The sequence below is a fragment of the Miniimonas arenae genome (assembly GCF_006351005.1).
In the GTDB taxonomy this organism is placed as follows: Bacteria; Actinomycetota; Actinomycetes; order Actinomycetales; family Beutenbergiaceae; genus Miniimonas; species Miniimonas arenae.
In genome coordinates this window covers 33140-53005 of the sequence record NZ_VENP01000011.1, presented here as the reverse complement: position 1 = coordinate 53005, position 19866 = coordinate 33140, and the positions used below count along the sequence as shown (strand labels likewise).

Annotated in this window: 12 protein-coding genes and 1 pseudogene; 8 read left to right on the top strand and 5 right to left on the bottom strand. The window is 73.5% G+C overall.

Annotation, left to right across the window (positions count from 1 at the left end; translation table 11 throughout):
* Positions 1-88 precede the first annotated feature (88 nt).
* On the top strand, positions 89-2056 hold the full coding sequence (locus FH969_RS04705) for an APC family permease (RefSeq protein ID WP_139986328.1): 1968 nt from the start codon (positions 89-91) through the stop codon (positions 2054-2056).
* 37 nt (positions 2057-2093) lie between these two features.
* Here FH969_RS04705 and FH969_RS04700 read toward each other — a convergent pair whose 3' ends face one another.
* From FH969_RS04700 to FH969_RS04680, 5 genes and pseudogenes are all read right to left on the bottom strand, one after another.
* Complete coding sequence (locus tag FH969_RS04700; RefSeq protein WP_139986312.1) at positions 2094-2381, bottom strand: hypothetical protein; 288 nt, start codon at positions 2379-2381, stop codon at positions 2094-2096.
* 66 nt (positions 2382-2447) lie between these two features.
* Positions 2448-3707 carry a S8 family serine peptidase gene (locus FH969_RS04695; RefSeq protein WP_139986311.1) on the bottom strand — a complete coding sequence of 420 codons (1260 nt, stop codon included), beginning with the start codon at positions 3705-3707 and terminating at the stop codon, positions 2448-2450.
* A 242-nt stretch (positions 3708-3949) separates the two neighbouring features.
* Entirely contained in the window at positions 3950-5308 is a 1359-nt protein-coding gene (locus FH969_RS04690) for an Nramp family divalent metal transporter (RefSeq protein ID WP_139986310.1), read from the bottom strand.
* Positions 5309-5485: 177 nt separating this feature from the next.
* Positions 5486-6813 (bottom strand): annotated as a pseudogene (locus tag FH969_RS04685) (anaerobic C4-dicarboxylate transporter family protein).
* A 250-nt stretch (positions 6814-7063) separates the two neighbouring features.
* Complete coding sequence (locus FH969_RS04680) at positions 7064-7999, bottom strand: dihydrodipicolinate synthase family protein (protein ID WP_108717521.1); 936 nt, start codon at positions 7997-7999, stop codon at positions 7064-7066.
* Between the two features lie 158 nt (positions 8000-8157).
* Between FH969_RS04680 and FH969_RS04675 the strand changes: the two genes are divergently transcribed.
* From FH969_RS04675 to FH969_RS04645, 7 genes are all read left to right on the top strand, one after another.
* Entirely contained in the window at positions 8158-9219 is a 1062-nt protein-coding gene (locus tag FH969_RS04675) for a LacI family DNA-binding transcriptional regulator (RefSeq protein WP_139986309.1), read from the top strand.
* Positions 9216-10613 carry a class I SAM-dependent RNA methyltransferase gene (locus FH969_RS04670; protein ID WP_234417649.1) on the top strand — a complete coding sequence of 466 codons (1398 nt, stop codon included), beginning with the start codon at positions 9216-9218 and terminating at the stop codon, positions 10611-10613. The genes FH969_RS04675 and FH969_RS04670 overlap by 4 nt, the downstream gene beginning before the upstream one ends.
* Positions 10610-13117, top strand: a complete 2508-nt coding sequence (locus tag FH969_RS04665; RefSeq protein WP_108719890.1) for an HAD-IC family P-type ATPase — start codon at positions 10610-10612, stop codon at positions 13115-13117. The genes FH969_RS04670 and FH969_RS04665 overlap by 4 nt, the downstream gene beginning before the upstream one ends.
* 47 nt (positions 13118-13164) lie before the next feature.
* On the top strand, positions 13165-15948 hold the full coding sequence (acnA, locus tag FH969_RS04660) for an aconitate hydratase AcnA (protein ID WP_108717519.1): 2784 nt from the start codon (positions 13165-13167) through the stop codon (positions 15946-15948).
* Between the two features lie 129 nt (positions 15949-16077).
* Positions 16078-16662, top strand: coding sequence for a mycothiol transferase (locus FH969_RS04655; protein WP_108717518.1), 585 nt, complete (start codon positions 16078-16080; stop codon positions 16660-16662).
* A 254-nt stretch (positions 16663-16916) separates the two neighbouring features.
* Positions 16917-18125, top strand: a complete 1209-nt coding sequence (locus FH969_RS04650; protein WP_180359669.1) for a serpin family protein — start codon at positions 16917-16919, stop codon at positions 18123-18125.
* A gap of 42 nt (positions 18126-18167) precedes the next feature.
* The gene (locus tag FH969_RS04645) at positions 18168-19808 is read left to right on the top strand and encodes a molybdopterin-dependent oxidoreductase (protein WP_139986307.1); all 1641 of its coding nucleotides are present in this window, start codon (positions 18168-18170) and stop codon (positions 19806-19808) included.
* Positions 19809-19866: the final 58 nt, after the last annotated feature.

Here is a 19866-nt window from a genome sequence, read left to right as displayed (position 1 = left end):
TGCACGCGTCAGACGCTACACGCGCCTAGCATGTCGACCCGTGCCAGGAATCCTCGACGGCGCCAAGCGCGTCCTCCTCGGGCGCCCGATGTCCAGCGACGCGCTGGGCCACACGCTGCTGCCCAAGCGCATCGCGCTGCCCGTCTTCGCCTCGGACGCGCTGTCCTCAGTCGCCTACGCGCCGGACGAGATCCTGCTGACGCTCTCGATCGCGGGCGTCACCTCCTACCTCCTGTCGCCCTGGATCGGGCTCGCCGTCGCCGTCGTCCTCCTCACGGTGGTCGCGTCCTACCGCCAGACGGTGCACGCCTACCCCTCGGGTGGCGGGGACTACGAGGTTGCGACGACGAACCTCGGCCGCAACGCGGGCATCAGCGTCGCGAGCGCGCTGCTCGTGGACTACGTCATGACGGTGGCGGTCTCGATCTCCCAGGCCGCGCAGTACCTGTCGGCGATCGTCCCGTCGGTGAACGGCTACGAGGCCGCCATCGCGGTGGGCGCCATCGTGCTCCTCACCCTCATGAATTTGCGCGGCGTGCGGGAGTCGGGGGCGTTCTTCGCCGTCCCGGTGTACCTGTTCATGTTCGCGATGGGGCTGATGGCGGTGTGGGGCACCGTGCAGTACTTCACCGGCAGTCTCACGCTGGCCGAGAGCGCGGGTTTCGAGCTGGTGGCCGAGCCCGGGTTCGAGCAGGGCCTCGTCGGCATCGGCGGAGCGATGCTGCTGGCCCGGGCCTTCTCCTCCGGCTGCGCGGCGCTGACGGGTGTCGAGGCGATCAGCAACGGGGTTCCGGCGTTCAAGAAGCCGAAGTCGCGCAACGCCGCGACGACCCTCCTGCTGCTGGGTCTCATCTCGGTGACCATGATCGCCGCCATCCTCTTCCTCGCCCGGGCCACGGGCGTCGTCTTCGCCGAGAACCCGCACGAGCAGATGACCGACGGTGGTCGGGCGCTCCCCGAGGGGTACGAGCAGCACCCCGTCATCGGGCAGATCGCCGACGCGGTGTTCCACCACACCCCGGTGCTGTTCTACTTCGTGACGGCGGTCACCGGCCTCATCCTCGTCCTCGCGGCGAACACGGCGTTCAACGGGTTTCCCGTGCTGGGCTCGATCCTCGCGCGGGACGGGCTCCTGCCGCGGCAGCTGCACACCCGGGGTGACCGCCTCGCGTTCTCCAACGGCATCATCGCCCTCGCGGCCGCCGCGATCGCGCTCGTCATCATCTTCGACGCCTCGGTCACGCGGCTCATCCAGCTCTACATCGTGGGCGTCTTCATCAGCTTCACGATGAGTCAGCTCGGCATGGTGCGGCACTGGACGCGCGCGCTGCGCACCGAGGTCGATGCCCGAGTCCGGTCGCGGATGGTCCGCTCGCGCGCGGTGAACGCGTTCGGGCTGGGGCTCACCGGCGTCGTGCTCGTCATCGTCCTCGTCACGAAGTTCACCCGCGGCGCCTGGATCACCCTCGTCCTCATGGCGATCCTCTTCGTCGCGATGCGCGGCATCGCCAAGCACTACGACCGGGTGCGCGCGGAGCTCGAGCTCGACGACGTGAGCGCCGCGCGTGCGCTGCCGTCCCGGGTCCAGGCGGTCGTGCTCATCTCGCGGGTGCACAAGCCGACGATGCGGGCCATCGCGTACGCGCGAGCGACCCGCCCGTCCTCGCTCGAAGCCATCACGGTCGGGGTCGACCCGGAGGACGTCGAGCGGCTGCGCGCCGACTGGGTCGACAAGGAGATCCCGATCCCGCTCACCGTGCTGGACTCGCCCTACCGCGAGATCACCCGCCCGGTGCTGGACTACGTGAAGTCGCTGCGCAGCACCTCACCGCGCGACCTCGTGGTCGTCTACGTGCCGGAGTACGTGGTGGGGCACTGGTGGGAGCAGATCCTGCACAACCAGAGCGCCCTGCGGCTCAAGAGCCGTCTGCTGTTCACGCCCGGCGTCGTGGTGGCTTCGGTGCCCTGGCAGCTGGACTCCGCGAGCGACGGCGCGGACGAGTCGCGGTGGGACGAGCCGGTCGTCCAGTGGCGGACCGGCGGCCCGCAGGAGTGAGCCGCCGAGGCGACCCGGTCGACCACGACCGGCCCGGCTACTGCAGGAGCGAGTCCGGCGGTGGCAGCTGCACCGCCTGCTCGGCCTCGACGTGCACGCCCGGAAGCAGGTCCAGCCGTTCGCGGGTCGGGGTGTCGGCTCGCCCCAGCACGATCCCGAGCTGATCGAGCACCGAGGTGACGGCGAGCCCGCACTCCTCGAGCGCGGGCAGCGTCGTGCTCAGCGGGCGACCGGTGATCGTCACCACGACGGCCTGGCGCTCGGGGCGCTCGGGGCGCTCGGGGGCGTGGTGGGTGCGACGGTGCAGCGGCGTGGAGCCGGACATGCCTCCATTCTCACCCCGGGTCGGCCTGCCGTCGACGACTGCTCACCCCCGGGCCGCGCCCGATCCTCAGGCCGGCGGCCGGGTGGGCACCGTGGCGCAGCCGGCGCCGACGAGCATCGCGTCCTGCCCGGTCCCCCGCGCGGTCTCGACCACCCGCGCCCACAGCTCGCGCCCGCGCAGCCCGGTGGCCCGCGCGTACACGGCGGCGACCCCGGACACGTGCGGCGTCGCCATGCTCGTGCCCGAGAGGTAGGCGTAGGACCCCCGAGCCACCGGGTAGGAGGAGTAGACGTCGACCCCCGGCGCGGCGATGTTCACCTCGCCGCCGTCGCCGTTGAGCGCGACGCACGAGAAGGACGCCCGCAGCAGCGCCCGGTCGAGCGCGGCCACGGCCATCACGCTCGGGCAGTTGGCGGGTGAGCCGACCGGCATGTACCCCTCGTTGCCCGCGGCCGCGACGATGAGGCAGCCCGCGTCGAGCGCGGCCTGGGCGGCGGCCTCGTAGTACTGCAGGTAGGTCTCGCCCTTGGCGACGGCCGAGCCGAGCGACATCGAGATGACCGGCGCTCCGAGCGAGACGGCCCAGTTGATGCCCGCCAGCACGCCGCCCGAGGACCCCGACCCCTCGTTCGAGAGCACCTTGCCGACGGCGAGGCGCGCCGAGGGGGCGACCGAGAACCGGCGCTGCCCGCCCGGCGGCGTGTGCGCGCCGGCGATCGTGCCCGCCACGTGCGTGCCGTGGCCCAGCCCGTCGTGCACCTCCTCGCCGTCGACGAAGCTCTGGTGGGCGACGACGACCCCGGCCAGGTCGGGGTGGCCGAGATCGACTCCGGTGTCCAGCACCGCGACCGTGATCCCGGAGCCGGCCCAGGGCGCGCGGCTTCCGGCGGGCGGCGCGGCGTGCACGGCCTGGATGCCCCACGTCGCGTTCGGCGAGTCCGCCCAGAGCGTGGCCGGGTCGGTGCCCGGCTCCTCCGCGAGGTAGGTCTCGTCGGCCGAGACCGCGGCGGTGTGCTGGCCCAGCGCACGGACGTAGACCTCTGGCTCGCAGGAGCGCACGGGGAGCTCGGTTCCGGCGGCGGCCGCGCCCAGGGCGCTGACCTGGTCGGGATCCGCCGCGAGGATCGCGATGCCGAGCTGGTCGAGGTAGGCGTCCTCGCCCGGGACGGAGCCCGGCGGCGCATCGCCCACGCGCTGCACGCGGATGCCGGTGACGTCCCGCAGAAGCCCCTCGCCCTCGCCGCGGGCACCGGGCTCGAGGACGACGATCGTGCGTCCGGTCGTCCCGGTGGGGAGGTCGGCGCGGGTGGTGCTGTCCAGGCTCATGGGGGCTCCTCGAAAGTGACGGGTGCGGGTCCGAGGGGGACGTGCTCACCCCGGGGCGGGGGCGTGGGTCGAGCGTGCCACGCGCCGCCGACATCGCCCAGGGCCAGGCGGATCTCGGCCGACGCGCCCAGACCCCCGGACCCGTGCGGGTTCAAGGGTCTCGGTCAGGATCGAGCCCGGGCGTGCGCCGTCAGGGACGGCGGGGCCTTCGCCGTCGGCCGGGGATCACGCGAGGAGGCCGGTCACGAGACGAGCCCGATCACGAGCTGGACCCAGAACACCCCGAGCACCACGAAGGCCACGGCGCCGAGCGCGACCTGCCACCACCGGTCCCGGAGTCGGCCCATGAACTCCGCCTTCGTCGCCATGTAGACGAGCAGGAAGCACAGCACCGGCGCGGTGAGCACGGTGAGGGACTGCGCGATCACGATGAGCTGCACCGGCGAGGCCTGGAAGATGGCGGTGACGACGAGACCCACGGTGAGGATGACGCCGGAGAAGATGCGGGCGGCCTTCGTGGACGCGGAGGCGCCCTTCCCGAGCGCGTCGGAGAGCATCGTGCCGCCGGCGGTCGCGTTGGCGGTCATCGCGGAGAACGCCGCCGCGAAGAAGCCGAGAGAGAAGACCCAGGTGCCCACGCTGCCGGCGAGCGGCTCGAACACGGAGGAGAGCTGACCGATCGTCGAGGCGATCTCGCCGGGACCGTCGAACACCTTGGCCGCCACGAGGATCACGAGGGCCGTCATGACGCCGGGCGCGACGATGCCGGGCACCGTGTCGGCGACGGTGATGTCGCGGTACTGCGACTCCGTCCGCCGACGCTCGCGCGTCCCGTAGGCGCTGTAGAAGGCGGCGTTCGCCGAGAGACAGGTGCCGATGAGGGCGATGACGATGGTCGTGGAGCCCTCCGGGACGCGCGGGACGAGGCCCTCGACGGCGAGCCACCAGTCCGGTCGGGCGAGCACCGCCGACAGCACGAACGCGAGGGCCATGAGCGCCATCGCGACGATCATCACCCGCTCCATCACGCCGTAGACGTTGCGCAGCACGAGCACGACGGCGACGGCGAGCGTGCACACGACGGACCAGAACACCGGCGCGCCGCCGAAGAGCATCGAGAGGGCCAGGCCGGACCCGACCGCGTTGCCGACGGAGAACATCAGCGTGATGACGAACACGGCGCAGCCGGCGAGGTAGCCCACCCAGGTGCCGAGCCGCTGCTTGACCGCGGTGAGCAGCGAGACGGGGGACTTGATGCCGATGCGGACACTCATGTCGGTCAGCGTGAGCATGAGGATCGTCGCCGCCACGACGACCCAGACGAGCTGGTACCCGAAGCCGGAGCCGGCCTGGATCGACGTGGTGAGGTTGCCGGGGCCGAAGCCCCAGCAGCCGACTACGAATGCGGGGCCGGCCATCCGCAGCAGCCGGACGAAGGAGCGACGACCGGTGGTGGTCGTCTCGCCCGTGGCGCTCGGCACTGCGGTGGACGCGGCTGCCTGCCGCTCTGGCGCGGGCGGGCCCGCGACCGTCTGGGGGAGCGGGTCTGCGCGGACGGCCGCTGGGGCGACGGTGCCGGTGGGACGGGTCGTGTCGTGCATGGGGTCCTCCGTAGCGGCAACTCTGCCGCGGGTCGACGTCGACGGGAAGGCTCGGACGAGTGGTCACGGGGTGCATGACCGCGAGGGACGTTCGATAAGGAACGTTCCCGGGAACGATTGCAAGTGTGCGGGCGCGTCGAGGCCGCCGTCAAGGGCCAGTTCCCGGAGGTCGCCGCGTCACGCCCCGTACAGGCCCGCGAAGACGAACGACAGCGTCACGGACAGCCCGGCCACGATCAGGCCCGGAACGAGGAACGGGTGGTCGAACACGTGGCGGCCGAGCCGCGTGGAACCGGTGTCGTCGAGCTCGGCGGCGGCCAGGAGGGTCGGGTAGGTCGGCAGGATGAACATGCCGGAGGTGGCGGGGAACGCCGCCACGATCGCAGCCGGCGCGACGCCGAGGGCGAGCGCGGTCGGCATCAGCGCCTGCGCCGTCGCGGCCTGGGAGTAGAGCAGCGACGAGGCAAGGATCATGACGACGGCGAGCAGCCACGGCCACTGCACCAGTGCATCGCCCGCCAGCTCGCCGATGAGCTCGCTGTGGTTGTTGACAAAGGTCGAGCCGAGCCAGGCCACGCCGAGGATGCACGTGCACGCCGTCATGCCGACCTTGAAGGTCGAGGCCGACGGGATCTCTTTCACGTCCCCGCGGCACAGCACGAGGATCGCCAGGGCGACGGTCAGCATGGCCGCGACGCGAGCCGCCGCGCCGTTCATCGCGGGCGGGTCGACGAGGCCGACCCGCTCGCTCGTGAGGACCGCGTAGGTGAGCACCGCGACGAGTCCGACGACGAAGATCACCACCGAGCGTCGGGCGCCGGGCGGCAGGTCGCGCGCCTCGTGCGGCTGCGGAGGCCGCGCCTCACCGGTGCGCAGACGCTCGGCGTACTCGGGCAGCGTCGACAGCGCGGTGCGGCCCCGCGCGCGGTCCCAGACGAGGTAGAGCACCGAGGTCGCGAGGACCGCGAGCAGTGTCGCTGGCATCACGATGGCGAGCAGGAGCAGGTAGTCCCAGCCCGTGTCCCCGTCCTCCAGGAGGGAGGACATGAACAGGACGGACGCTGAGATCGGGGAGGCGGTGATCGCGACGAGCGAGGCCGCGACGCCGATCGTGAGGGCGCGCTGCGGGCGGACGTCGTTCTCCTTGCCTCCACGATCACCGGCATCGTCGCGAAGGACGCCTGACCGGTGCTGGCGGTGAGCGTGAGCAGGTAGATGACGACCGGACCGAGCACGGTGAGTCGTTTGGGGTTGGCCCGCAGCACTCGGTCGGCGAGATCGACGAGGTAGTCCATGCCGCCGGCGACCTGCATGGCGGCGACGGCGACGATCACCACCATGATGAACGCCACGACGGTGAGGGGCAGGTCGTCGAGCGAGACCGTGGCGCCCGTGAGGCCGAGCAGCAGGACGCCGAGGCCCCCCGCGAACCCGATGCCGATGCCGCCGACCTTGGCGCCGATCGCGATGGCGCCGAGCAGGATGAGCAGGTGGAGCCAGATCATCGCCGCCACCCCCTGGCGACCGCGAGCGGCCGCGGGAACGGGGTGGGAGCGGGGGTGGTGGGACGGGGGCGCACGGGGCCGCCCGTCGGGGTGCCGGACAACGCGGGTCATCTCCTTCGATGGCGGCGTCGAGACGCCGTAGGCCTGCGGGTGGGCCGGCACCCTGGGGGAGGAACGGGAACGTCGGGGGAGCGGGGCGTCCCGGCCGCGCGGGGGTGAGCCGCGCGGCCGGGAGATCTGTGTGGGCCGATCAGGCGGGGACGACCGCCTGGCCGAGGCCCGCGAACGCCAGCGCGGCCGCGATCTCCTCGTGCGCGCCCTCGGCGAGCGGGAGGAGCGGCGAGCGGACGGTCGCGTGCTCGAGGATGCCGCGGGCGACCAGCGCCTCCTTGAGGGCCACGGTGCCCTCCATGTGCGAGCCGCGGTGGTACACGGCCTGGGTGAGCGGGAAGAGCTTGGTGTGCACGGCCTTCGCCGCGGCGTAGTCCTGCGCCTTGCCGGCCTCGAGCAGCTCGTTCAGCAGCTCCGACGCCATGTTGCCGTAGCCGACGAGGAAGCCGTCCACGTCGAACGCCGTGTGCAGCAGGTACTCGTCGTGGCAGGAGAGGATCTGCAGGTCGGGGTAGGTCTCGCGGAGGATCGGGATCTCGGTGTCCCACCGCTTCATGTTCCGCACGCCGTTCTTGGTGGCGAACACACCCTCCTGGCCGGCGATCTCGAGCTGGGTCTCGAGGTCGTAGGACGCCTTGGTGACGTCCGGGTACTGGAAGAGGATGCTGGGCAGGCCTGCCTCCTCGTAGATCGCCTTGTAGCGGTCCTGCGGGGCGCCCTTCTGGAAGCCGAAGCGCAGCCAGCCGTGCGAGGGGTAGATGAGCCCGGCGGCGGCGCCCGCGGCGACCGCGCGGCGCGACTCCTCGACGGCGACGGCCGTGCCCTCGCCGGTGATGCCCGCGATGACCGGGACGCGCCCGTCGGTGGACGCCACGAACTCCTCGATCACCTGCACCTGCTCGGCCTGGGTGAGGAACGTGCCCTCGCCCGCGTGGCCCAGCACGATGAGGCTCTTCACGTAGGGCAGGGAGCCCAGGTAGCCGCCGAGGCGGTGGATGGCCTCGACGTCCACCGCACCGTCGCGGGTGAAGGGCGTCACGGGGGCCGGGTTGATGCCGCGCATGTCCAACGTCATTGTTCTTCTCCTTGTCGGGATCAACGTGCAATCGTTCACGGGAACGATTGCAAGTATGCCCCCCGTCCCGATCACAGGTCAACCCTGCGTCTGCCACGGATCGTTCCCGGGTCGCCGGCGCGATGGTGGCGCGGCGGCGTGGCCGAGCGGATGGAAGGATGGCGGGTGCAGGCCAGACCGAACCGGGGGTGGACGTGGCGTTCGAACGACAGGTCGTGACGCTGCGTGACGTCGCCGACGCAGCCGGGGTGTCCGTCTCGACCGCGAGCCGCGTGCTGGACGAACGGGGGCCCCGGTCGCGCTCGGCGAGCGCTGACCGGGTGCGCCGCGCCGCCGACGAGCTGGGCTACCGCCGCAACGCGATCGCGGCCGGCCTGCGCCGTGGTGCGACCGGGACGATCGGCATGCTGGTCCCGCGGCTGTCCGACACCGTGATGGCCGTCATGTACGAGGCGGTCGAGAGCGCCGCGCGAGCGCGCGGCTTCATGGCGGTCGTCGCGACGAGCGGTGACGACCCGCAGGACGAGGCGCGCGCCACCGAGACGCTGCTCGACCGCAACGTCGACGGCCTCGTGCTGGCGACGGCGCGCTTCGACGACTCCCTCCCCGCGTCGCTGCGCGAGCGCGGGATCCCGCACGTCCTCGTGCTGCGGACCGACGGCGTGAGCGCGTCCTCGCTCGGCGACGACGAGACGGGTGGCTACCTCGCGACGCGCCACCTGCTCGACCTCGGGCACGAGCGCGTCGCCGTCGTGGCAGGACCCGCGTTCACCTCGACCGCGCGATCGCGGCTGGCCGGGGCGAGGCGCGCCCTCACCGAGCGCGGCCTCGAGGCGCCCGCCGAGCTCGTCGGCCACGCGCCGACGTACGGCGTGGACGACGGCGTGCTCGCCGGCGAGCGACTGTTCGCCCTTCCCGCGGCAGAGCGACCGACGGCGGTGTTCGCCGCGAACGACAACCTCGCCATCGGGGTGATGTCGGCCGCGTACCGGGCCGGCCAGGTCCCGGGGCAGGACGTGGCGATCGTGGGCTACAACGACATCCCGTTCTCCCGCCGGATGCCGGTGCCGCTCTCCTCGGTCCTCGTCCCGTACGACCACATCGCCGCCACCGCGCTCGACCTGCTCGCCGAGCACGGCGAGCCGCGGATCGAACGCGCCATGCCGACCCTCATCCCACGGGCCTCCTCGGGGGCTCCCCTGCGCGGGGGGCGCTCGTGAGCCAGGACGGCCACGTGCTGCGCGGCGTCCGCACGGGCGCCCCGGCGCACGGCGGGCACGTCGTCGCCCGGCACGAGGGTCGCGTCGTCTTCGTGCGGCACGCCGCGCCGGGCGAGCTCGTGGACGTCCGGCTCACCGACGCCGGCGAGGGCGCGCGGTTCTGGCGCGGTGACGCGATCAGCGTCCACGAGCCCTCCCCGGACCGGGTGCCGCACGTGTGGCCGCCGGCCGGGCCGGGCGGCGTGGGCGGCGCCGAGCTCGGCCACCTCACGCTCGAGGCCCAGCGCCGCTGGAAGGCGACCGTCATCGCCGACACGCTGCGGCGCATCGGCCACCTCGAGGTGCCGGACGTGCCGGTGCACGCGGCGCCGGGCGAGGAGGCGCGCGGCGGGCTCGGCACGCGCACCCGCATCGAGCTCGTCGTCGACGCCGAGGGTCGCCCGGCGATGCACCGCCACCGCAGCCACGCGCTCGTGCCCGTGCCGGACATGCCGCTCGCCGTCGAGCAGATCCGCTCCTCCGGCGTGCTCGAGGAGTCCTGGCCGCCGGGCACCCGCCTCGACGTCGTCGCGGCGCACGACGGCCTGGCGGTCTACGTCGACGGCGAGCCCGCGCCCGGCCGACCGGGCGTGCGGGCCGGCGTCGTCGAGCGCGTGACGGTGACCGACCCCGCGGGCGCGAGCCGGGAGTACGAGTTCCGCGTCGCGGGCACGGGCTTCTGGCAGGTGCACCCCCAGGCGCCGAGCCTGCTGGCCGAGCGCGTGCTGACCGCGGCGGACCTGCGCGAGGGCGAGCACGTCCTCGAGCTCTACTCCGGCGCCGGCCTGCTCACGCTCCCGCTCGCGGACGCGGTGGGGGAGTCCGGCGTCGTGGTCGCCGTCGAGGGGGCCGGCGACGGCGCACGCTACGCCCGGCGCAACGCGCGCGCCCACCCGTGGGTGCGGCTCGTCGAGGGCGACGTCGACCACCTGCTCGCGCAGGCCGCCGACGGCCACGCGCCCCGAGGTCGAGGCGAGGGCGGCGGCCGCGGCGCGCGGGGCCGCTCGGGGCGCGGCGGCCGGACGAGGGCCGACGCGCAGACCCGGGCGCCCGGGACGCGCGGCCTGCTCGCTGACGTGCGACCCGACGTCGTGGTGCTCGACCCGCCCCGGGTCGGCGCCGGTCGCGGCGTGGTCGACGCCCTGACCGCGCTGCGCCCGCGGCGCATCGTCTACGTAGCGTGCGACCCCGCCGCGCTGGCGCGGGACGCGGCCCGCGCCGTCGCCCGCGGCTACGTGCTGAGCGACCTGCAGGCCTACGACCTCTTCCCGCACACCCACCACGTCGAGGCGATCGCGGTGCTCGACGCGCCCGGGGACCTCCGCCTCGCCGCGGAGCAGGGGTGGCCGGCGTGACGACGGCGACCCTCGTCGGGCTCACCGAGGCCGAGGTCGCGCAGCGGGTCGCCGCGGGTCAGGTCAACCGCGCCGACGACGCCACGTCGCGCAGCCTCGCGGACATCCTCCGGGCGAACACCCTCACCCTGTTCAACGCCATGCTCGGCACGGCGTTCGTGCTCGTCCTCCTCACCGGCCGCTGGCAGGACGCGCTGTTCGGCCTCGTGCTGGTCGTCAACACGCTCGTGGGCGTCGTCACCGAGTACCGCGCGAAGCGCACCCTCGACCAGCTCGCGGTGCTCGACGCACCCACCGCGCGGGCGCTGCGCGACGGGCAGGTGCGGGAGGTCGCCGTCGGGCACGTCGTGCTCGACGACGTGCTCGAGATCGCCGCGGGCGACCAGGTCCCGGTGGACGCGGAGGTCCTGCAGACCCGTGGGCTCGAGCTCGACGAGTCCCTGCTCACCGGCGAGTCCCGTCCGGTGCGCCGCGGCACGGGCGAGGAGGTGCTCTCGGGCTCGTCCGTGGTCGCCGGGGCCGCGACCGTGCGTGCCGTCCGGGTCGGTGCCGACTCCTACGCGCAGAAGGTGACGGCCGCCGCCAAGCGCTACTCCCTCGCCTCCTCCGAGCTGCAGGCGGGGGTGCGCCGCGTGCTGCGCGTCGTCTCGTGGATCATCGTGCCGATGGCCGTGCTGCTCGGGCTCAGCCAGCTGCGCGCGCTCGGCGGATGGGACGCGGCGCTCGCGAACGGGACGTGGCGCGACGCGGTCGTGCAGTCCGTGGCCGGGGTCGTCGGGATGATCCCCGACGGCCTGGTGCTGCTCGTGTCGCTCAACTTCGCCCTCGCCGCCGTGCTGCTCGCGCGGCGAGGCGTCCTCGTCCAGGAGCTGCCCGCGGTCGAGGTGCTGGCCCGGGTCGACGTGCTCTGCCTGGACAAGACCGGCACGATCACGGACGGCGCCGTCGCGTGCGAGGCGCTCCTCGTGCTCGACGCCGACGGCGAGCCCACCTCCGCGCAGCCGGACCGCCGGGTGCTCGCGGTGCTCGCCGCGATCGGCGCGCAGCCGGGGGCGAACGCGACCGCCGCGGCCCTGGCCGAGCACGTGCGGTCCAGGGCGGGCACCGCGCCGGGTGCGGCGAGCGGGGCGAGCACGACCGGATCCGCGATCGTGCCCGCCGCCGTGGGCGCCTCGGTCCCGTTCTCCTCGGCGCGCAAGTGGTCCGCGCTCGACGCCGACGGCGAGGCCTGGGTCCTCGGGGCGCCCGAGGTCGTGCTCGCGGGCCGGGAGGACGCCCTGGCCCGCGCAACGCTCGCGGCCGCCCGCGAGCGGGCGGGTGCGGGTGCGCGGGTCGTGCTGCTGTCCCGCGCCCCCGAGGGCCTGCCGGACGTCGACGAGGCGATGCCCGCCGTCGTGCCCGCCGCGCTCGCGGTGCTCGCCGAGCGCGTCCGGGGCGACGCGTCGGCGACGCTGGGCTACTTCCGCGAGCAGGACGTCGCGCTGCACGTCATCTCCGGCGACAACGCCGACACGGTCGGCGCCATCGCGACGAAGGTCGAGCTGCTCGGGCCGGGGGTCGACGTGCCGGGCACGGACGCCCGCACGCTGCCCGACGACGTGGCCGCCCTCGGCGACGCGCTGCAGGACGCGCCCGTGCTCGGGCGGGTCACGCCCGAGCAGAAGGTCGGCATCGTCGAGGCGCTGCAGGCGCAGGGCCGCACGGTCGCGATGACCGGCGACGGCGTGAACGACGCGCTCGCGATCAAGACGGCTGACCTCGGCATCGCGATGGGCGAGGGCGCGCGCGCCACCAAGGCCGTGTCCCGGATCGTGCTGCTCGACGGCCGGTTCGCCACCCTGCCCGGCGTCCTGGCGCAGGGCCGGCGGGTCATCGCCAACATGGAGCGGGTGGCGACGTTCTTCCTCGTCAAGACCGCCTACTCGACCGTGCTCGCCGTCGTGACGGTGCTCGCGACCCTCGCCGTGCCGATCGGCTACCCCTTCCTGCCGCGCCACCTCACGCTGGTCTCCGCGCTCACGATCGGCATCCCCGGGTTCCTGCTCTCGCTGCCGCCCTCGCAGGAGCGGTACGTGCCGGGCTTCCTGCGCCGGGTGCTCTCGTTCGCGCTGCCGGCCGGCCTGCTCGTCGCCGTCGCCGCGATGGGCGTGTACCTGGCCACCCGCGACCCCGCGCACGACGGCGAGACGACGGCCCGCACGCTGGCGACCCTCAGCGCGACGGGACTCGGGCTCGTCATCGTCGTGGCCTACCAGGGCCGGTTCGCGTGGTGGAAGGCCGCGATGGTCGCGGTGCTCGCCGCGGCCGGCGTCGGCGCGCCGTACGTGCCGCTCGCACGGGACTTCTTCCTGCTCGAGGTGCCGACGGCGGCCGACTGGCTGCTCGTGCTCGCCGTCGTGGCCGTCGGCGGAGCCCTGCTGGTGCTGCTGCGGCGGGTGGTGCAGGCGCGGGACGGCGGGCATGCTGGGCGAGCCGGTTCGCCGTCGGTGGGCCCGACGACGTAAGATATCTTGACGTCAAGATAGTTTTTGCGCGAGCGCGAGGAGACCCCATGAGCACACCTGACAGCTTCGGAGCCAGAGGGACCCTCGAGGTCGCGGGCGCCAGCTACGAGATCTACCGCCTCTCGGCGGTCGAGGGGACGGCACGGCTGCCGTTCAGCCTCAAGGTCCTCGCCGAGAACCTGCTGCGCACCGAGGACGGCGCGAACATCACCGCCGACCACATCCGCGCCATCGCGGCGTGGGACCCGGACGCCCAGCCCGACACCGAGATCCAGTTCACGCCTGCGCGCGTGATCATGCAGGACTTCACCGGCGTCCCGTGCGTCGTCGACCTCGCCACGATGCGCGAGGCCGTCGCCGAGCTCGGCGGCGACCCCAAGCGGATCAACCCCCTCGCGCCCGCCGAGATGGTCATCGACCACTCGGTGCAGATCGACGTCGCCGGCCGCCGCGACGCGTTCGAGCGCAACGTGGAGCTGGAGTACGAGCGCAACCACGAGCGCTACCAGTTCCTGCGCTGGGGCCAGACGGCGTTCGACGACTTCAAGGTCGTCCCGCCGGGGACCGGCATCGTGCACCAGGTCAACATCGAGTACCTCGCGCGCGTCGTGATGACGCGCGAGGTGGACGTCGACGGCGAGCGCGTGCTGCGCGCCTACCCCGACACCTGCGTCGGCACCGACTCGCACACCACGATGGTGAACGGCCTCGGCGTGCTCGGCTGGGGCGTCGGCGGCATCGAGGCCGAGGCCGCGATGCTCGGTCAGCCGGTCTCGATGCTCATCCCGCGCGTGGTCGGCTTCAAGCTCTCCGGCACGATCCCGGCGGGCGTCACCGCGACCGACGTCGTCCTCACGATCACCGAGATGCTGCGCCAGCATGGCGTCGTCGGCAAGTTCGTCGAGTTCTACGGCGCGGGCGTGGCGGCGGTCCCGCTCGCCAACCGCGCCACGATCGGCAACATGAGCCCCGAGTTCGGCTCGACCGCGGCGATCTTCCCGATCGACTCGGTCACCGTGGACTACCTGCGCCTGACCGGGCGCAGCGAGGAGCAGCTCGCGCTCGTCGAGGCGTACGCCAAGGAGCAGGGCATGTGGCTCGACCCGAGCGCGGAGGGCTACGCCGAGCCGCAGTTCTCGGAGTACCTCGAGCTCGACCTGTCCACCGTGGTCCCCTCGATCGCCGGGCCGAAGCGCCCGCAGGACCGCATCGAGCTGTCCCACGCCAAGACCCAGTTCGGCCGCGACCTGCCGACGTACGCGCCCGACGTCGTCAACGTCATCGACCAGGCCGAGCTCGAGTCCTTCCCGGCCTCGGACTCCCCGGCGATCGGCGAGCGCGTGCGCCGCACCGTCTCGGTGACCGACTCCGAGGGTCGCCAGTACGAGCTGTTCCACGGCGCCGTGGCGATCGCGTCGATCACGTCGTGCACGAACACCTCCAACCCGTCGGTCATGCTCGCGGCCGCGCTGCTCGCGAAGAACGCCGTCGAGAAGGGCCTCGTCGCCAAGCCGTGGGTCAAGACGTCGATGGCGCCCGGCTCGCAGGTCGTGACGAACTACTACGAGAAGGCGGGGCTGTGGCCCTACCTGGAGAAGCTCGGCTTCCACCTCGTGGGCTACGGCTGCGCGACCTGCATCGGCAACTCCGGCCCGCTGGACCCGGCCGTCTCCGAGGTCGTCAACCACGAGGACCTCGCGGTGGTCTCGGTGCTCTCGGGCAACCGCAACTTCGAGGGCCGGATCAATCCGGACGTCAAGATGAACTACCTGGCGTCCCCGCCGCTCGTCATCGCGTACGCCCTGGCCGGCACGATGGACTTCGACTTCGAGCACGAGCCCCTGGGCCGCGACGAGGCCGGGCAGCCGGTCTTCCTGCGCGACATCTGGCCGGCGCCCGAGGAGGTCCAGGCCACGATCGACGCCTCGATCGACCGCCAGATGTTCACCGAGGACTACGCCGACGTCTTCACGGGTGACGAGCGCTGGCGCGGGCTGGACACCCCCGCAGGCGACACGTTCGCGTGGGACCAGCAGTCGACCTACGTGCGCAAGCCCCCGTACTTCGAGGGCATGCCGGCCCAGCCCGAGCCGGTCACCGACATCACGGGCGCGCGTGTGCTCGCCAAGCTCGGTGACTCCGTGACCACCGACCACATCAGCCCTGCGGGGTCGATCAAGGTGGACAGCCCGGCCGGGCGCTACCTCGCCGAGCACGGCGTGGACCGCAAGGACTTCAACTCCTACGGCTCGCGCCGCGGCAACCACGAGGTGATGATCCGCGGCACGTTCGCGAACATCCGGCTGCGCAACCAGCTCCTCGCCGACCGCTTCGACGGCAAGGGCGTCGAGGGCGGCTTCACCGTCAACTTCCTGACCGGTGAGGACACCACGATCTACGACGCCTCGGTCGCCTACGCCGAGGCCGGCGTCCCGCTCGTGGTGCTCGGCGGCAAGGAGTACGGCTCGGGCTCCTCGCGCGACTGGGCCGCGAAGGGCACCCGCCTGCTCGGCGTGCGCGCCGTCATCACGGAGAGCTTCGAGCGCATCCACCGGTCCAACCTCATCGGCATGGGCGTCGTCCCGCTGCAGTTCCCGGCGGGCGAGAGCGCGAGCTCGCTCGGCCTCGACGGCACGGAGACGTTCGACATCGCCGGCATCACGCAGCTCAACGAGGGCGTGACCCCGCGCACGCTCGCCGTCACCGCGACCAAGCCGAGCGGCGAGGTGATCTCGTTCGACGCCGTCGTGCGCATCGACACCCCGGGTGAGGCGGACTACTACCGCAACGGCGGCATCCTGCAGTACGTGCTGCGCTCGCTCGTGGCCTGACGCCCGGCGTGTGACACCCGCGCCTGACACCCCGGCGCTGCGGGCCACCCGCGTGCCCGACGGCGGCCCTCACCTTCGCGGTGAGGGCCGCCGTCGTGCGTGTCGCACCCCGCTGGCACACTCGGCGCCATGACCACGACGTCCACGGTGCAGGACCACCTCGTCGACCGCGTGCAGCGCGAGCTCAGCAGCCTCGTCGACAAGACCGAGGGGCTCAGCGAGTACGACGCGCGGCGGCCGCTCGTGGGCAGCGGGACCAGCCTGCTCGGGCTGCTGCAGCACACGAGCGCCGTGGTGCTCGGCTACGTGACCGAGTGCTTCGGGCGCGAGGCGGGGATCGAGCTGCCCTTCTTCGGGCCCGACGCCGAGGAGGGCGCGGACATGTGGGTGTCGCCCGACGTCGAGCGGTCGTGGGTGGTCGGTCTCGCCCACCACACGATCGAGCAGGTGGGGCGCTCGAGCGAGGCGCTCACGCTGGACTCACCCGGACGGGTGCCCTGGTGGGGCGAGCGCGGTGCGGTGACGTTCGGCGAGATCCTCGCGCACGTCCTCGTCGAGGTCTCGCGGCACGCGGGGCAGGCCGACATCCTGCGCGAGGAGCTCGACGGCGCGCTCGGCTCCCGCCGCGACGACCCGAACGTGCCGGCGTGGAGCGCGCAGCAGTGGGCGGCCTACCGACAGCGGCTGGAGGAGATCGCGGCGCGCTTTCGCTGAGCACCGTCGAGCCGGCGGTGCAAGCACGGACCGCCGGCGGACACATCACGGTCATGGAGGGTCCCGCTCGTCCCGCTGATCCCACTGCCTCCGCTCGCGCTGCTCGCCGTGCGCGTCCGGTCCGGCCCTGCCGTCCAGATCGCACCGCGCCCGGCGAGCGTCCTCGCGGCCGGTCGCTCGCCGTCGTCGGTGCGGCCGTCGTGTCGGCGACGCTCGCCGCGGGGTGCGCCGCGCCGGAGGGTGCGACCGAACCCTTGCGCAGCGAGGTCGCGTACCAGCCCGTCTCGCTCGACGAGGCGCCCGCGCTCGACGGCGTGCTCGCCGCCAACGACGCCCTCGGCGCCGCGATGCTCTCCTCGAGCGACGCGACCAACGCCGTCGCGAGTCCGTTCGGCGCCTACGTCGCGCTCTCGATGCTCGCGGAGGGCGCGCGCGGCGACACGGCGGCGGCGTTCGACGCGGCCCTCGGCGCGGCCGGTGCCGACCGCACGGCGAGCGTCTCGGCGCTGCGGGAGGCGCTGCTGGCCTACGACGGCGACCCCACGCTCGCCGCGGCCGACCAGCTGCCCGCCGCCCCGCTGCTCCACCTGGCCGACCGTGTCGTGCTCGACGACGAGCTCGACGTCGAGCCGGACTTCCTCGCCGCGCTGGCGCGCGGGTACGACGCGGGTGTCGACACGACCGACCTGGGCGTCGCCGCGGCCAAGGCCGTGCTCGACGAGTGGGTGAACCGTGAGACGGGCGGCCTCGTACGGTCGTCGGCGATCACGCCCCACCCCGACCTGCGCGTCGTCCTGCAGGACGCGATCGTGCTGGCTGCCCGCTGGCGCGTCCCGTTCGAGCCGAGCGACACCGCGCCGGCCGCGTTCGCCACCGGCACCGACATGGTCGACGTCGACACGCTGCACGGGACTGCGGAGGCGGACTGGACGGCGCACGACGTCGACGGCTGGACCAGCGTGCGGCTGCCCTACGTCGAGGGCTTCGTCGCCGACCTCGTCCTGCCGCCGGCCGGGACCGACCCGGCCGACGTCTCGCTCGACGTGCTCGGCGGGCTGCGCACGGGGGCGGAGGCGACCGACCTGGCGCAGGGCCGGCCGATCGGCGTCGCGGTGCCCGTGCTCGACCTCGAGCCGGGCCCGCTCGACCTCCTTCTCGCGCTGGACGCTGTCGGGCTCGGGGAGCTGTCCCGTCTGTCCGACCTGCCCGACCTGGGAGGCATCACCACGACGGAGAATCTCGTTCTCGCCCAGGCGGCCCAGCAGGCGCGTCTGACGTTGGACGAGGGCGGAACCGTCGCCGCTGCCGTCACCGAGCTCGCGGCCGACTCGACCGCCGCGCAGGTCCAGCCGGCGGACGCGTTCGTCGTGACGTTCGACCGGCCGTTCCTCCTGCGGGTCGCGGACGCGGAGACCGGGCTCACGCTGTTCCTCGCCGCGGTGCGCGACCCGAGTGCGGGGTAGCACGCGTCAAGCGCTGTCGCACCCTGGTGCGAGGATGCGGGCATGACCCGGCCGGCGATCCCCGCGACAGGCTCCGGTGCGTCGCCGCCCGGGTGGTGGCCGGTGCTCGGTGGCGTGGTCGCAGGCGCCGCAGCCCTCGTGGCGGGCGAGCTCGTGGCCACCGTGCTCGTGCCGGCGGGGGCGCCGGTCGCCGCGGTCGGGGGAGCGGTCATCGACGCGCTGCCGGCCTCGCTCGTGAACTGGGGCAAGGAGACGCTCGGCACCGCCGACAAGCCCGTGCTGCTCGGCATCGTCGTGCTCGTGGTGCTCGCGCTCGCGGGCTGGGCCGGCGCGAGCGAGGTCCGTCGCGACGGCGCCGGGTCGCTCGTGCTCGCGGGCCTCGCGACCGTGGCGGGCGTTGCGGCCGCGGTGCGGGCCGAGTCGCTGGTGGCGGCGCTGCCCGCCGCCGTCGCGGGCGTGGCTGGCGTCGTGCTGCTACGGGCGTTGACGCGGCGGCTGCGCGCGGGTGGCGCCGGGGCGCGTGCACCTGCTCCCCGGCCGGGCGCCGAGGCCGTATGGAATGTACCCGGTCTTCCGATCGCGCCCGTGGTGCCCGCATCCGGTTCCGGTCCCGCCGGGGCCGCCCGCCGATCATTCCTCGTCTGGACCTCGGCGACGGCGGCGCTCACGGTGATCGGCGCCGTCGCCCTGCGCGCCTGGGGTGCCGCGGCGAGCGTGGTCGAGCAGACCCGCGCGCTGCTCACGCTGCCGGCCCCGGCGACGACCGAGTCGGTGCCGGCGGGAGCCGAGCTCGGCGTCGACGGCCTGTCGTCCTACCGCACGCCCAACGCGACCTTCTATCGCATCGACACCGCGCTGCGGGTCCCGGTGGTGGACGCGGACACGTGGACCCTGCGCATCACGGGTCTCGTGGAGCAGGAGGTGACGGTGACGTTCGCGGAGCTGCTCGCCATGCCGCTCGTCGAGCACGCCGCGACCCTGGCGTGCGTGTCGAACCCCGTGGGCGGCGACCTCGTGGGGAACGCGACGTGGCTCGGGCTCCCGATCCGCGAGCTGCTCGCGCGCGCGGGCCCGCTGCCCGGTGCGGACATGGTCCTGTCGACGAGCGAGGACGGCTGGACGGCCGGGACGCCGCTCGAGGCGCTCACCGATCCCGACCGCGAGGCGCTGCTCGCCGTCGGGATGAACGGGGAGCCGCTCCCGGTGGAGCACGGCTTCCCCGTCCGGATGGTCGTGCCGGGCCTGTACGGCTACGTGTCGGCGACGAAGTGGGTGCGCGAGCTGCGGGTCACCACGTTCGCCGACGACCAGGGCTACTGGACGCCGCTCGGCTGGGCGGCGCTCGGGCCGGTGAAGACCGCGTCGAGGATCGACGTGCCCAAGCGAGGCAGCGACGTCGCGGCAGGCCCGGTCGTCGTCGCGGGTGTCGCGTGGGACCAGCACACCGGGATCGCGCGCGTGGAGGTCGGGATCGACGGCGAGTGGCGGGATGCCGAGCTGGCCGAGGTCACGGGGCCCGACACCTGGCGGCAGTGGCGGCTTGACTGGGTGGCGACGTCGGGTCGACACGAGATCGCGGTCCGCGCGACGAACTCCGACGGCGAGACCCAGACCTCGGACATCGCCTCGCCCGCGCCGGACGGTGCGACCGGGTGGCACACCGTGGTGCTCGAGGTCTCCTGAGGGGTCCGGGCGGTCCGGGCGACGGTCAGGCTGCTCGTCAGGCCGACGGTCGGGCTGC